The sequence below is a fragment of the Streptomyces sp. NBC_00433 genome, from assembly GCA_036015235.1.
Taxonomy (GTDB): Bacteria; Actinomycetota; Actinomycetes; order Streptomycetales; family Streptomycetaceae; genus Actinacidiphila.
This window is the reverse complement of record CP107926.1, coordinates 6,854,977-6,868,725: the sequence shown is the minus strand read 5'-3', so window position 1 is coordinate 6,868,725 and position 13,749 is coordinate 6,854,977. Positions and strand designations below refer to the sequence as shown.

Below are 13,749 nucleotides of genomic sequence, written 5' to 3'. Positions count from 1 at the left end.
CTTCCTCCTGATGGCCTCAGGCCGTTCGCCTAGTCGGCCTACGGTCCCTCCACGGTACGTCGCCCCGGCACGCACAGCCCGACGAAGGCCGCGCAGGCGATGACCGAGCAGGTCAGCTGGGTGACGGCCATGGGAACCGCGGTGCCGTCGCCGGCGATCCCGGCGAGCGGCGCGATCAGCGCGCCGACCAGGAAGGAGGAGGTGCCGATGAGCGCGGAGGCGGCGCCGGCATTGCGCTTGGTGCGCAGCAGGGCCTGCGTGTTGGTGGTGGGCAGCACCAGGCCCATCGACGCCATCAGCACGAACAGCGCGGCGGCGACCTCGGCGAGCGACGCCCGGCCGAAGACGCCGGTGGTGAGCAGGACGAGCGCCGCGGACGCGGCGGTGATCAGCGCCAGGCCGATCGCGAGCACCCGGTCCATGGGGACCCGGCCGACCAGCACCTTGCCGTTGAGCTGGCCGATGCCGACGATGCCGATCGAGTTCAGGCCGAACAGCAGGCTGAAGGTCTGCGCCGAGGCGCCGTAGATGTCCTGCACCACGAAGGACGACGCGGACACGTACGTGAAGAGGGCCGCGAAGCCGAAGCTGCCGGCGATGACGTAGCCGGTGAAGACGCGGTCGGCGAGCAGGCCGCGGAAGGCGCCGAAGGTGCCCGACAGCTCGCCGGAGTGGCGCTCCTCCGGCGGCAGGGTCTCGCCGAGGAAGCGCCAGACGACCGCGGTGAGCAGGACGCCGATGGCGGTGCAGACGACGAAGACGCCGCGCCAGTCGGTGAGCCGCAGGATCTGGCCGCCGATGACCGGGGCGACGATCGGGGCGACCCCGGAGATGAGCATCAGGGTGGAGTAGAAGCGCGCCATCTCCACCCCGTCGTAGAGGTCGCGGACGATCGCCCGGGAGATCACGATGCCGGCGGCGCCGGCCAGGCCCTGGAGCAGGCGGAAGCCGACCAGCAGCGGGGCGGTGGGCGCGAAGGCGCAGACGGCGGTGGCCAGGACGTAGACGACCATGCCGATCAGCAGCGGCCCGCGGCGCCCGAAGCGGTCGCTGAGCGGGCCCACCACGAGCTGGCCCAGTGCCATGCCGGCCAGGCACGCGGTGAGGGTGAGCTGGACCGTGGACGTGGTGCTGTCCAGGGCGGTGGTGACCTGCGGCAGCGCGGGCAGGTACATGTCCATGGACAGCGGCGGCAGCGCGGTGAGGCCGCCCAGTACCAGGGTGACGAGCATGCCGACGCGGGCCTGGCGGCCGGCGCCGGGAGTGAGGGTGGCGGAAGCGGTCGGGGCGTTGGCCTGAACGGGGGTTCTCGGCCCGGCGTCCTGCACGGTGGCACTCTCCATCGGGATCGTTGAATCGTTGCCTATTCTTTCAGTGATCGGGGACGGCCAAGACCATGTTTTGGGGCATCGATGAGTGACGTGAAGCGCACCATCCGCTGGGGCATCCTGGCGACCGGCGGCATCGCCGCGAACTTCACCGAGGCGCTGGCCACCGTGCCGGACGCCGAGGTGGTGGCCGTCGGCTCGCGCAGCCCGGCCGGCGCCAAGGCATTCGCCGAGCGGTACGGCATCGCGCGGGCGTACGGCAGTTGGGCCGAGCTGGCCGCGGACGACACGGTCGACGTCGTCTACGTGGCCACCCCGCACTCCGCGCACCGGGCGGCGACCGGGCTGTGCCTGGAGGCGGGCAAGGCGGTGCTGTGCGAGAAGGCCTTCACCCTCAACTCGCGTGAGGCGCGGGAGCTGGTGGAGCTGGCGGAGGACCGCGGGCTGTTCCTGATGGAAGCCATGTGGACGTACTGCAACCCGCTGATACGGCACCTGGCCGCGATCGTCGCCGACGGGGCGATCGGCGAGATCCGCACCATCTCCGCCGCCTTCGGCTTCGGCGGCGACTTCCCGCCCGAGCACCGGCTGCGCGACCCCGCGCAGGGCGGCGGCGCGCTGCTCGACCTGGGCGTCTACCCGGTGTCCTTCGCGCAGCTGCTGCTCGGCGAGCCGGACACCGTGGAGGCATGGGCGCATCTGACGCCCGAGCGCGTCGACGACAACACCGGGATACTGCTCGGCTGGAACGACGGCGCCCTGGCCACCCTGACCTGCACCTTCACCGCGGACACGGGTGCGCCGGCGACGATCACCGGCACCCGGGGGCGGATCGAGATCCCCGAGGGCTTCTTCAACCCCGACCGCTTCACCCTGCACCGGCAGGGCGAGACCCCGCACACCGTGCACTTCGCCGACGTCACGGACGACGGGCTCACGCGCGGCACGATGCGCTACGAGGCCGCGGAGGTGACGCGCTGCCTCCAGCAGGGCCTGACGCAGTCCCCGCTGGTGCCGCTGGCCGGAACGCTGTCGGTGATGCGCACGATGGACGCCGTGCGCGAGCGGATCGGGGTGCGCTACCCGGGGGTCGACTGACCCCCGCTCCCCTTACCGGGCGCCGTGGCCCGGCGCGACGGCGGCGATGCGGTCGGCGAGGCCGAAGTCCTTCTCGGTCAGCCGGCCGCCGGCCGCGTGCGTGGTGATCTCCACCCGGAGCGTGTCGTAGCCGAGCGTGAGGTCGGAGTGGTGGTCCAGCTCGGCCTGGATCTTCGCGATGTGCACCGCGAGGATCGCCGCGGCCAGGTGGTCGAGGCGGTACGTCCGCTGAAGCGTGCGTCCCCCCTCGTCCACGGTCCAGCTCTCCAGCGCGGCCAGACGTTCACCGATCTCGTCCGCGGACAGCGGCTCTGCGTAGGGCATGCCGCCATGCTCCCACTCCCCTGCCCGCGCCGCCTGCGCGGAGGGCGCCCCCCGGGGGCGCGGGGCTGCATCTGACCTGCGGCTGGCGCCGCGTGGGCGCGCGCGACCCGCCCGCCGGCCGGGGGTCCGGGGCGAACCGAGCAGCCCCTTTCGGACGGTGACGACGTGCACCTGGTCGACGGCTGGTCGCGCCGTTCCCCGCGCCCCTGCGGGGCTCGGTGCTGCCGCAGGGGGCAACCACAAGGGGCGCGGGGAACGGCGCGCTGAGCCGTCCACCCGCCGGCGGTCCGGGGAGGACCGAGCAGCCCCTCACGGCCGGTGATGACCCGCGCGCCCGGTGGGGGGCTATTCGTCGGGTGGGGGCGGGGCCTTCGGGGCCCAGGGGGTGAAGTGGACCGGGAGGGTGGTCAGGGAGCGCTGGAAGGGGCCGGGGCGCCAGCGCAGGTCGTCGGGCGAGGCGGCGGCGAGCCGCATGTCGCACAGGCGGCTGGTGAGCTGCTCCACCGCCGAGATGGCGATCAGCAGCGCCGGCTGCCGCGCCGGGCAGCTGTGCGGCCCGGCGCTCCACGCGAGGTGCGCACTCTCGCTGGCACCCCACGCGTCGGTCTCGCCGCCGGGCGAGGACTGGCCGTTGGCGGCCGCGTAGGAGACCAGGACCAGCTGGCCCGCCCGCAGTCCCACCCCGTGGAAGGTGGTGTCGTAGCGCACGTAGTAGCCGGAGGACGTGGACTGCGGCGGGTTGCGCCACAGCACCTCGTTGATGGCCTCGTGGGCGGTCATGGCGCCGGCGTAGACGGACCCGTCGTAGCGGGGGTCGGCGAGCATGTGGAGCAGAGTGTTCGCGATGAGGTTCGCGGTGAATTCGTAGCCGCCGCTGAAGGTGACGGCGATCTGCATGATCGTTTCAGCGTCGTCGAGGCCGGCCGGGTGCTGCACGAAGTACGACGTCAGGTCGCGCCTGGGGCGGGCGCGGCGCTCGGCGACGAGGCCGCCGATGATCCCGGTCAGCTCGGCGGTCGCGGCCCGCGCGTCGGCGCCCGAGGCGAACATCAGGGCGAGCCGGTCGGCCAGCGCCTCGCCCTCGGCGTCGGGGACGCCGAACCAGGTGTTGAAGACCCGCAGCGGCAGCTGCCTGGCGTACGCGGTGACGAGGTCGGCGCGGCCCGCGGCGGCGAAGCGGCCGATGAGCGCGGCGGCGGCGTCGGCGACCTGGGTCTGCAGCAGGTGCGGCCCGAGCAGGCCGAGGCTGTCGCCGATGACCTTGCGGTAGCGCGCGTGGGTGTCGCCGTCGGAGAAGCCGACCGCGGGGCGGTGGTCGAGCACCGAGCGGACCGGGGAGTCCTCGGGGATGGTGTCGGGCCAGGGCCGCGGGTCCTTGGAGAAGGTGTGGGTGTCGCGCAGCACGTCGAGCGCGGCCTGGTAGTCGGTGACCAGCACCGCCTCGGCGCCCGGGGCGATCTCGACCCGGGCCAGCGGCCCCTGGCGGCGCAGCCGCTCGTAGTGGCGCCCGGGGTCGGCGGCGAAGTCCTCGCCGTACAGCGCGGGCAGCGTACCGGCGGTCATGGCGCGTCCTGGGGCAGTCGGGTCAGTACGTACTCGGCGAGCGCGATGAGCGTGCCGACGCTGTCGCGGCGGTTGCGGGCGTCGCACTGCACCAGCGGTGTCTCGGGCGCCAGGTCGAGGTGCCTGCGCAGCACCTCGTCGCTGTGCGCGGGCGCGCCGGGGAAGCGGTTGACGGCGACGGCGTAGGGCAGGCCCTGCTCCTCGACCATGTCCATGACCGGGAAGGAGTCGGCGAGCCGCCGGGTGTCGGCCATCACCAGGGCGCCGAGCGCGCCGCGGGCGATGTCCTGCCACAGCGGGAAGAAGCGCTCCTGGCCCGGCGTGCCGAACAGGTAGAGCACCACGTCGCCGGGGACGGTGAGCCGCCCGAAGTCGACGGCGACGGTGGTCGTGGACTTCTCGGGCAGGCCGCGCAGGTCGTCGAGGCCCGCGCTGTAGCTCGTCATCACCTCCTCGGTGTGCAGGGTGGGGATCTCCGAGAGGGTGCGGATCAGCGTGGTCTTGCCCACGCCGAAGGGGCCGGTGACGACCAGCTTCATCAGGGTCTGCCCGGTCGAGGGCAGATACCGGACCGTCCCGGGACCCGTCGCGGGCGCCGCCTCGGGTCTCGACTCGGTCCGCGCCTCGGGCCGCGGTTCTGCGACCAGCGCGGTCGCGGGTTCAGGGGAGGGCACGGAGTCCAACGAGCAGCCTCTCGATGAGCGTTCGGTCGATCGCCTCGGCCTTGGGGACCGGGGACCGGGCGAGCAGGTGACCGCCGCCGACCAGGTCGGCGGCCAGGAAGACGGTGGCGCTGACCGGCAGCCCCAGGTGGGCGGAGCACTCCACCACGGTCAGCGCGCCGGGGCGCAACAGCGTCCACAGCCTGCGGTGTTCGGGCCCGAAGTCCATCTCCGGCGGCTGCTGGTCGGTGGACACCAGCACGGTGAGCCGGTCGAAGTCGGCGGTGCCGCGGGGGCGTTCGCGGCCGCCGGTGGCCAGATACGCCGGGACCAGGCGGCGCCCCCGGCCGCCTTGCGCCCCGGGTTCCGGCGTGGCGGCCGCTCCTGAAGTGCCGGGCCTGCCGGGTGTCATGGCCGGCCGGCTGCGTCCGGCTCGCGGGCGGGCGCGCTCATCGCTCTGGCGAGCGCGGCGACCTGCACCTGCATCTGGTAGGCGATGTTGCCCAGTTGGGTGTCAGGGGCGGCGAAGACCGCGAGCGAGGTGTTCTGCCCGGCGGGCACGACGATGGCGAAGCCCTGCTCGGACTCCACCACGGTCTGCGCCAGCCGCGGTGACTCGATCTCGGTGAAGGCGGTGGTGAAGGCGCGGGCCGAGGCGTGCAGAGTGGCGGTCATCGCGGCCACCCGTTCCGCGGCGGCCCGGTCGAGGCCGGGCGAGGAGCCTTCCAGCAGGCCGTCGCCAGTGGCGATCAACGCGTGCTGGACGCCCGGCAGTTCGAGCAGCGGCTCCAGCACCCAGGCCAGATCCTCTGCCATGGGTCGGCGGGTGGTCATGAACGGTCGTCTCCTTGCTTGTCGCCTGCGGCGGATCCCCCGGCCGCGGTCCTACCGCTGGTGGTGCTGACGGTCGTGCCGGTCCCTGCCGCGGACCTGCCGCTGCGGGTGCCGTCCTGGAGGGCGCCCCACAGCGCGCCCGCCTGCTCTGGTGTGCGCGCCACGGGCTCCTCGGCGGCCGGCGGTACCGGTGCGACGGGGCGTGCGGCGGCGGTTCTGGGGCTGCGGCGGCGGCGCGAGGGCAGCGGGGTGGCCTCGACCACCGGCCCGTCGTCGTCCGCCGAGTCGTCGGCGGGCCTGGCCGGCGCCGCGGTCTCGGCCGGGGCGGGTACCAGCACGGACAGCGTGTGCTCCTCGTCGAGTACGGTCAGCAGCTCGGCCGGCACCCGCAGCATCGCGCGGACCCCGCCGTAGGGCGAGGACTCGACGTGGCAGGAGAAGCCGTACTGCCGCACGAGGCGGCCCACCACGGCGAAGCCGGCCTGCGGCGGATTGCCCAGCTCGGTCAGCAGCAGCACTTCCGGGCCGGCGAGCAGCCGCCGGGCGCGGGCCAGCGTCTCCCCGTCCATGCCGATGCCGCCGTCGTCCACCACGATGAGCGCGCCGCGCCCGCCGCTCTGCTGGATCGTCACCGGCACCGCGGTGTCGGGGTGCGAATACGACGTCGCGTTGGCCAGCAGCTCGGCGACCGCGATGGCCAGCGGCTCCGCGGCCCGCGCGACCACCGCGAGGCGCTGCTCACGCAGGTGGTTGGACATCTTGATGCGGGCGTAGCCGGCCACCCGGGACTGGGCACCGATCACGACCTCGGCGAGCGGCGAGTCGCTGCGGGCCAGGCCCGGCCAGGCCTCGCAGAGCACCGCGGTGGCCTGAATACGCCGTAGCGCCAGCTCGTTGCGGAAGTCCAGTTCGAGCAGCCGCGGGTCGTCCAGCTCGTGCTGGAGGTCCTGCAGGACGCTCTGCGTCTGGTAGAGCAGCGACTGCACCTTGGCGGTGGCGCCGCGCATCGCGGCCCTGGCCGCCGCGTCGACCCGGTCGCGCTCGCCGGCCGCGGCCGCGGTGGTCGCCGACAGCACGTCCCGCATCGCCTTGGCCAGGGTGGCGTTGGCCTCCTGCGGGTGCAGCAGGCCGGGCACCGGAGCGTGTTCATGGGTCAGCGCGAGGACGGCGGCCGGGATGCGGTCGGCGGCGAGGAAGCGCAACTCCTCGATCGCGATCCGCAGTTGCTCGTCCGCGTTCTTGGCCCTGACCTCCGCGGTCTGGACCGTGGTGCGCGCCATCCGGACCAGCTGGGCGTCCCGCACATGTCTGAGGCCCGACCAGATGGCACCGACGACGGCGACCACGAGAACACCGATGAATGCAAAGAGCACGACGCGACCCCACCCCAGAACTGTCTTGAAGCGTGATTATGCCGTGGCGAAATCCCGCCACAAGGTTTGAGGACAAAATTCGTTGCAGATTCGTGTACTTGTGGACGCCGCACGGTCCGATCCGTACGCGCGCCGGGCGGTGCGCGACCCCGCGGACACCCGCCAGAACCGTCACTGGGAGGCGGCGGCCCGCAGGGCGCCCAGGGGGTCGTCGAGCAGCGGGGCGAAGGCGAGTTCGGCGGCGCCGACCAGCGGGGCGCGGTGGGCCAGGGCGGATCTGCGGTGGGTGGAGGCGGCGCGGCTGCGGGCCAGGCCGGTGGTCGCGCCGTAGCGCTCGATCCGGTCGAAGGTGGCCTCGTAGATGTCCTGCAGTCCGCCGCCGAAGATCACCAGCCGCGGGCTCAGCACGACCGCGAGATTGCCGAGCCCGACCGCGAGCCAGCGGGCCGCGTCGTCCAAGGCGCGCACGGCACGCTCGTCGCCCGCCTCCGCCGCCTCGACCACGCAGGTCAGCGAGTGGTCGGGCGGCACCTCCAGGCCGGCCGCCCCGATGACGACGTCGGTGCCGATCTCGGTCTCCCAGCAGCCGCGGGCACCGCAACGGCACGTCCGGCCCGAGGGGTTGACGACCATGTGGCCGATCTCGCCCGCGTAGCCGCGGTGTCCGCGCACGGGGACACCGCCGCAGAACAGGCCGCCGCCCACACCGACGTTGGCCGAGATGTAGACGAAGTCGTCGTAGCCGCGGGCCGCTCCGCGGGCGTGCTCGCCCAGCGCCCCCAGGTCCGCGTCGTTGCCGACGGCGACCGGCACCCGGGACCAGGGTCCCGCCAGGCGCCCGGTGAGAGCGGCGGCCAGCGGCTGGTCGGTCCACTCCAGATTCGGCGCGAAGCGCACCAGGCCGTCCGCCCGCCGCACGAGGCCGGGCACCGCGATGCCGATGCCGACGCCCTGCTCGTCGCCGGCTGCCGCCGGCTCGCCCAGCGACTCCACGAGCCCCGCCAGCCGGTCGACGGTCTCCTCGAAGGTGGCGGGGCCGTCATCCGGCGGCAGCAGTGTGCGGTCGGCGAGCACCTCGCCGCCCAGGCCCACCCGCTCGGCCCTGATCCGCTCCACGCCCACTTCCAGGGCGATCACCTGGGCGCGCTCGGGGACCGGCAGCACCATGGGCGACGGGCGGCCCGCCGAGCGGTGCGTGCGGGGGATCTCCTCGCGCACCAGGCCCGCCCGTGCCAGCGCGGCGACCAGCGCCGCCGTGGTGCTGCGGTTGACGCCGGTGGCCCGGGTCAGCTCGGAGCGCGAGGCGGCGCCCGCGGTGTGGACGCGGCGCAGCACCACGCTGAGGTTGTGCTGGCGCACCTCGGCCTGCGGGACCTGCCCGGCCTGCGGTTGGCCCGGGGGTACGGACATGGCGGCCTCCTCGCGGTCGGGGGTCACGCGCTCGACGCGGTGCGGGCGGCCGTACGCGTACGTCCGGCGCGGTGCGCGTACCGGAAGGCGTACGCCTGCCGCCGTCCGCGTACGGAGAGGCGTACGCCTGCCGTGCGCTCAGGCGGCCGGTGCGGGGCCCGCGAACTCGGCCCAGGCCAGCGTCCCGCCGGGCCCGACGTGGCGGCCGTGGGCCTGTGCGAGCGCCTGGACCAGGGCGAGGCCGCGCCCCCCGTCGCCGGGGTCGCGCTGGAGCGGGGAGCCGCACGGGCCGCCGTCGGTGACCTCGACCCGGACGGTGCCGCAGGGCAGCCGCGTCATGTGCAGGCACACGTCGGGCAGCGCATGGTTCAGCGCGTTGGTGACCAGCTCGGATATCACCAGGACCACGTCGGCCGCGGTCTCCTCCGGCACCTGCCAGCCGGCGAGCACGGCCCGCGCGGACCTGCGGGCGTCGCCGCCGGCCTCGGGCCGGTGCGCCAGCGGCAGGCAGCCGATGCCGGTGTCGGCTCCTGAGACGGTCCCTGAGACAGCCTCCGAGCCGCTGGCGCCGCTCCTGGCGGGGTGCGGGTCACCGGAGCCCCGGGGTCCGGCCGGCCACGCGAGGCGCGACTGGCCGCGACCCGCCCACTTCGGCGGGGACACCGAGCAGACAGCCGGGGGTGCTGAGTCGGGCGAAAGGATGCGCATGTCGTTACCTGGCGTGTAGGCGGGTCCCGGTCCGCCGCCGGTGGGCGGCGGGTCGGCACGGATGCGTGACGCTCCTGCGTCGGGGGCCGGTTTCGTCACCTGGTGAGGGCACGGTGTCGGCGCTTGGCCACAGGCGCGGGTGCCTGCTTCCGCCTGCGGCCTATTTGTTGTCGATCACCACAATACGACTAAATATGAAAAACACACCCCTTGGACTGCACCAATGTTCCGAAAGCGCAACCGGAAGGGCAGCGCCGCAGGTCAGCGCGGTGCGAGTGGCGCAAAAAGCGACAGCCCCGACCTCCGGGACGGCCGTACCGTCCGGTAGGCCGGGGCTTTTCGGTCACACTCAGTGACCGCCGGCTGCGGTCGGTGGACGCGGGCCGGTCGCTCGGCGCGAGCCGGTTCGCGGGCGCGGACCGGTCACCCGGCGTCGTCCGGGCACAGGTGCAGGGCCGGCACATTGCCGCCGCTGACGGCCACGTGCACCTTGCCCAGGGTGCCGGTCCCGACGTCGCGGAGTCTCCTGGCCTCGGAGCCGGCGGGTCGGCATGGGCGGGACCGTGGCCGGTCGCTCCGCGGGCAGAGGTCATACGTGGCGAGAACCGAGGCTTTCGTATGCGTCCCGCAGATCGACGGCCTCAGGCAACTGCCCGGCCTCGACGGACTTGACGACTTCCAGCACTCGCCAGTGGTGGGACGGAACCACTCGCCCCGAGAGTACGGCCTTCTGCGCCGCGTCGCAGGCTTCGTCAAGACGATTCCCCGCCACCAGGACCAAAGCCAGGTCGAGATTCGCCGAGGCCACCCGCCGAGGCCACTCGGCGATGTCATCGTGCGGGTCAAGCCGGGCGATAACCGCACGCGTGAACAGGCAGGCCTGACCAAGCGGGCACTCGCCGAACGCGTCGGGATTTCCGAGCAGTTGATGGGCGAGATCGAGTCAGGCTGGCGCAACGCCACCCCGGCGAATCTGCTCAAGACCGCCGACGCGCTGAACTGCCCGATCGTCCTTCTGGAACGCAAGCGATCGTCTGCGCCGGACTGCCTTGCCTTCCCCAGCGGACGCGGCCGAACCGGCGGCGGCGCCGGGCACGAAGAGCGTCCGCGGCCGGCCGACAGCGGCTGGTTCGGGGAGGTCGGAGCCCGCTGCCGTCAGGTGGGGCTGAAGGGCAGTGTGTAACGCTCCGGCCGCAGGACGCCAAGGGGAGTGAAGGCAACGGAAGAGACCAAAGGGAGTCGATGTGAGGCATCCGCCGGGCAGTTACGAGGTGGCGCGGATCGGTGAGGATCCGGAGGCGTTCGAGGCGTTCTACCGGGAGCACGTGGAGGCGGTGCTGAGGTACGCGACCCGCCGCACCCGTGATCCGCACGCCGCGGCAGACCTGGTGGCCGAGGTGTTCCTCGCGGCGATCTCCGCGGCGGCCGGTTACCGGGAGGAGCTGGGCAGCCAGATCGCGTGGCTGCACGGCATCGCCCGCAAAGTCGCGGCTGCCGAGAACCGGCGAGCCGCCCGAGCGTGGGTGGCCGAGGTCCGGATCTCCGGCCGTCGGCATTTGGACGCCGATGACATCGCCCGGCTGGAAGAACGCATCGACGCCGAACGGGAGGGCCGCGCGCTGATCGAGCGCATGGCCTCGCTGCCGGCCGGCCAGCGTGCCGTGCTGGAACTGGTCGCAGTGGACGGCCTGACCGTCGCGGAGGCCGCGACAGCACTCGGCATCAACGGGGTGGCCGCCCGGGTGCGCCTGCACCGCGCCCGGTCTGCCCTGAAGGACACATCGGTACCAGCGGTCCCTGAAACCCCCTCGCCTTTCCCGTCCCTGATGGAGGTCCGATGAACACCGAAGGCTTTGAGGATCGGTTGATGCACGAGCTGAAGAACCATGTCCGGCAGAGCGCCCAGCATGTGAATGCCGAAGAGGCTGACGGCGCCCGCCCGGTCCGCAGCCGCCGGGTGCGCTGGGTACCGCTCGGGCTTGTCGCCGGGCTGGCCGCCACGGTGGCAGCCACCACGCTCGTCGTCGGGCAGTCCGCCTCCTCGGGCGCTCACGGCGGCCTGACGGCTTCCGCAGACCGCGGTCGTTCTCTGAACCGGATCACGAACGCCGCCTACACCCTGGAAAAGGAGCCGGCCGGCGGGGTCAAACTGACCATCGAGAACTCGTCGGGTAAGCCGGACATCGAGGGCATGCGGAAGGACCTGGCCCGCATGGGCGTGCGCGCCAAGGTACTCGCGGGAGACCCGAACTGCACCGCTCACAAAGGCAGTGGTGCCTCGGGCGACAAGAATCCCGAACCGTCCGACGGACAGGCAGGGGAGATCGCCCCCTACTTCCACCTCAGGGGCACGTCTGGCAAGCTCATTGCCTACATCTACCCTGCCAAGGTGCCGGCCGGCAGCACGCTCACGCTCGGTTTTCCGCTCGCTGAGATTCGCCCGGACCACGGTCTGGATGTCTTGGTGATCAGCGCACCGAAGGGCGACGGCCCGAACTGCATCCCGGCGTGGACCGAAGACGACATCCGCCACTCACCTATAGTAATCCGCCACACACCTTCAGTAGTTCGCTAGTTGCTCCAGTAGGACTTCGCTGTCCGACCTGCGGCTTTCGCGGGGCGGCTGGAGTGTGGCCGGTCATGGCGCGGTCAGGGGCGGTCTCCGTGACCGCCCCTGACCGCGCGGCAACGACGCAGGTATGAGCAGCGGCAGGCAACTGTTTGGCGTCGTCGGCGCCGGTTCGACCAGTTCACCGCGTGGTGTCGGTCTCGGTGCCCACACGGCCGGCTCGGCCTCGTCGCCGGTTCCCAGGACTGGGCGTGTCTCAGGCCGCCAGCGATGGTGCGGCAAGCCGCGCCCGCTCGTAGAGGTCACGCGCCGTCGCATTCTTGAGGTGCGGGCGGATCAGGCGGAACATCTCCCCGACGCGCTGATCGGCACGACCGGACTGTACGAGTGGATAGTCGTCGAGTGCCATGTGCCATGTGGCGCAGGAAGCTTCAAGGTGGCCGAGAGCGAACTGGCGCTCCGCCAGGAGACTCCGCTCCTTGACCCGTGTGCGCCGGTAGATGCTGTAGCGCAGCCTGTCGGATTCCTGCATCGCCTCGACGGCGCCCCGTACGTCGCCCAGCTCGTATCGCACCTGGCTCGTGTGGTAATTCAAGGCTGCGGGATCGTAGGAGCCGAAAGCCCTCTGCTGTGACTCCGCTTTATCCATGGCGACCTCGGCCTCACGCAGGTACATCAGCGCGTTTTTGCGGTCTCCTGTCTGGGCAGATGCGTGAGCCTGCTGCCCTGCGAGGAAGGCCCGCATGCGGGGTCCTGCCTGAGGGGATGCGGCTGCGGCGGCGTCGGCGAGGCGGAGCGCCTCAGAGCCGTGTCGCAGGTCGACGGCTTGCACGCTCATGCCGCGCAGCGTGGTGCAGTACGTCAGGTGGTCCTCCGACGCCCCGGCAAGCTCCAGCGCCTTCAAGTAATACTGCTGAGCAATCCCGTGCACCCCTTCGTCCACAGCCATGTATCCGGTGAGGTAACACAGGTCGGAGGCAGCCGACATCATGGCCTTCCGTACCGATTCCGACGCGTCGGCCTTCAAGTACGGCGCAACAGTATTGACCAAGAAGGCAGCCGCCATGGGGCGCGCATGCCGTCCGCCGAACTGGTCGTCAATTTCCGAGACTCGCTCGGTCATGGAGATGACCATGTCCACTTCGGACATTCCTATCCGCAGGACCTGCCCGGCCTGAACAGCCTCCATTCGCCCAATGACATCCTGCCATCCGGGAATGGTAAGAGCGACAGAGAAGAGAGACGCCCCGACCACGCTCCGGCGCGAGGGGTCCATGTCACCCCTGCCCAGATCCAGCAGGCCTTCCACGGTGCCGACTTCCGCCTCGGCGTCAGCAGGCGGGGGGAAGCCCGCCTCGGTGAAGGTGACCGGCCTTCGCAGATGGCGGGCCAGGGCTTCCAGGATCAGGGGGCGTACGTCCTCTTTGGGCAGGTGCCCATCGAGCCATTGGTGGACCGACGGCGGCTGGTACCGCGTGGGTGTTCCCCGCTCGGTACCGATCTTGTTGACTGCCTGGGCCAGCTGCCGCAGCGTCCAGCGGCTCTCCCGGTACAGCCGCGTCAGACCCTCGTTCGGCTGACGGTCCCTCATGAGTCCACCCCTCACGCGGCTTAACGCTCTTCAAAGTCGCCTGCGCTTCAACGGTACCGCTGTGTGTAGCGCTCCGGTTGCCTAGAGCGAGACAGCCCCTTTCGGACCGTGCGACCGGTCTCGATGGGGCCGCGCACTGTGCGCGGGGGATGTACGGACCCCCGCGACCGTGCGACCGGCCCGGGGGCATGGCCAACGCTGACCAGGAGCGCCGACAGTGATTCACACTAGCGTTCAACCCGTCCTCTCGACGGTGGCGTTACGCCGCCGTTCCCACACCGCCGGCGTG

At 72.1% G+C, this 13,749-nt stretch carries 14 protein-coding genes; 4 read left to right on the top strand and 10 right to left on the bottom strand.

Annotated features, from left to right (window positions below; translation table 11 throughout):
• Window positions 1-38: 38 nt before the first annotated feature.
• Complete coding sequence (locus OG900_29320; protein WUH93813.1) at window positions 39-1,343, bottom strand: multidrug effflux MFS transporter; 1,305 nt, start codon at window positions 1,341-1,343, stop codon at window positions 39-41.
• A gap of 69 nt (window positions 1,344-1,412) precedes the next feature.
• Between OG900_29320 and OG900_29315 the strand changes: the two genes are divergently transcribed.
• The gene (locus OG900_29315) at window positions 1,413-2,426 is read left to right on the top strand and encodes a Gfo/Idh/MocA family oxidoreductase (protein ID WUH93812.1); all 1,014 of its coding nucleotides are present in this window, start codon (window positions 1,413-1,415) and stop codon (window positions 2,424-2,426) included.
• A 12-nt stretch (window positions 2,427-2,438) separates the two neighbouring features.
• Here OG900_29315 and OG900_29310 read toward each other — a convergent pair whose 3' ends face one another.
• The 8 genes from OG900_29310 to OG900_29275 all read right to left on the bottom strand — a co-directional run bounded on the left by OG900_29310 (window position 2,439) and on the right by OG900_29275 (window position 9,300).
• Entirely contained in the window at window positions 2,439-2,750 is a 312-nt protein-coding gene (locus OG900_29310) for a 4a-hydroxytetrahydrobiopterin dehydratase (GenBank protein ID WUH93811.1), read from the bottom strand.
• A 345-nt stretch (window positions 2,751-3,095) separates the two neighbouring features.
• The gene (locus OG900_29305; protein ID WUH93810.1) at window positions 3,096-4,313 is read right to left on the bottom strand and encodes a cytochrome P450; all 1,218 of its coding nucleotides are present in this window, start codon (window positions 4,311-4,313) and stop codon (window positions 3,096-3,098) included.
• Window positions 4,310-4,852 carry an ATP/GTP-binding protein gene (locus tag OG900_29300; protein WUH95974.1) on the bottom strand — a complete coding sequence of 181 codons (543 nt, stop codon included), beginning with the start codon at window positions 4,850-4,852 and terminating at the stop codon, window positions 4,310-4,312. The genes OG900_29305 and OG900_29300 overlap by 4 nt, the downstream gene beginning before the upstream one ends.
• A 121-nt stretch (window positions 4,853-4,973) precedes the next feature.
• Window positions 4,974-5,387, bottom strand: a complete 414-nt coding sequence (locus tag OG900_29295; protein WUH93809.1) for a DUF742 domain-containing protein — start codon at window positions 5,385-5,387, stop codon at window positions 4,974-4,976.
• On the bottom strand, window positions 5,384-5,809 hold the full coding sequence (locus tag OG900_29290; protein ID WUH93808.1) for a roadblock/LC7 domain-containing protein: 426 nt from the start codon (window positions 5,807-5,809) through the stop codon (window positions 5,384-5,386). The genes OG900_29295 and OG900_29290 overlap by 4 nt, the downstream gene beginning before the upstream one ends.
• Window positions 5,806-7,182, bottom strand: a complete 1,377-nt coding sequence (locus OG900_29285; GenBank protein ID WUH93807.1) for an ATP-binding protein — start codon at window positions 7,180-7,182, stop codon at window positions 5,806-5,808. Before OG900_29285 ends, OG900_29290 begins: the two co-directional genes overlap by 4 nt.
• 171 nt (window positions 7,183-7,353) lie before the next feature.
• A complete protein-coding gene (locus OG900_29280) occupies window positions 7,354-8,592 on the bottom strand; it encodes an ROK family protein (GenBank protein WUH93806.1) in 1,239 nt (412 codons plus the stop codon).
• A 138-nt stretch (window positions 8,593-8,730) separates the two neighbouring features.
• Window positions 8,731-9,300: an ATP-binding protein gene (locus OG900_29275; GenBank protein WUH93805.1), complete on the bottom strand. Its 570-nt coding sequence runs from the start codon at window positions 9,298-9,300 to the stop codon at window positions 8,731-8,733.
• A gap of 595 nt (window positions 9,301-9,895) precedes the next feature.
• Here OG900_29275 and OG900_29270 point away from each other — a divergent pair.
• The 3 genes from OG900_29270 (at window position 9,896) to OG900_29260 (ending at window position 11,875) form a co-directional block, all read left to right on the top strand.
• Window positions 9,896-10,483, top strand: a complete 588-nt coding sequence (locus tag OG900_29270; GenBank protein WUH93804.1) for a helix-turn-helix transcriptional regulator — start codon at window positions 9,896-9,898, stop codon at window positions 10,481-10,483.
• Window positions 10,484-10,571: 88 nt separating this feature from the next.
• Window positions 10,572-11,141, top strand: a complete 570-nt coding sequence (locus OG900_29265) for an RNA polymerase sigma factor (GenBank protein WUH93803.1) — start codon at window positions 10,572-10,574, stop codon at window positions 11,139-11,141.
• Window positions 11,138-11,875, top strand: a complete 738-nt coding sequence (locus OG900_29260; GenBank protein WUH93802.1) for a hypothetical protein — start codon at window positions 11,138-11,140, stop codon at window positions 11,873-11,875. Before OG900_29265 ends, OG900_29260 begins: the two co-directional genes overlap by 4 nt.
• A 250-nt stretch (window positions 11,876-12,125) precedes the next feature.
• Here the strand turns inward: OG900_29260 and OG900_29255 are convergent, their stop codons facing one another.
• Window positions 12,126-13,460: a tetratricopeptide repeat protein gene (locus OG900_29255; GenBank protein ID WUH93801.1), complete on the bottom strand. Its 1,335-nt coding sequence runs from the start codon at window positions 13,458-13,460 to the stop codon at window positions 12,126-12,128.
• Window positions 13,461-13,749: the final 289 nt, after the last annotated feature.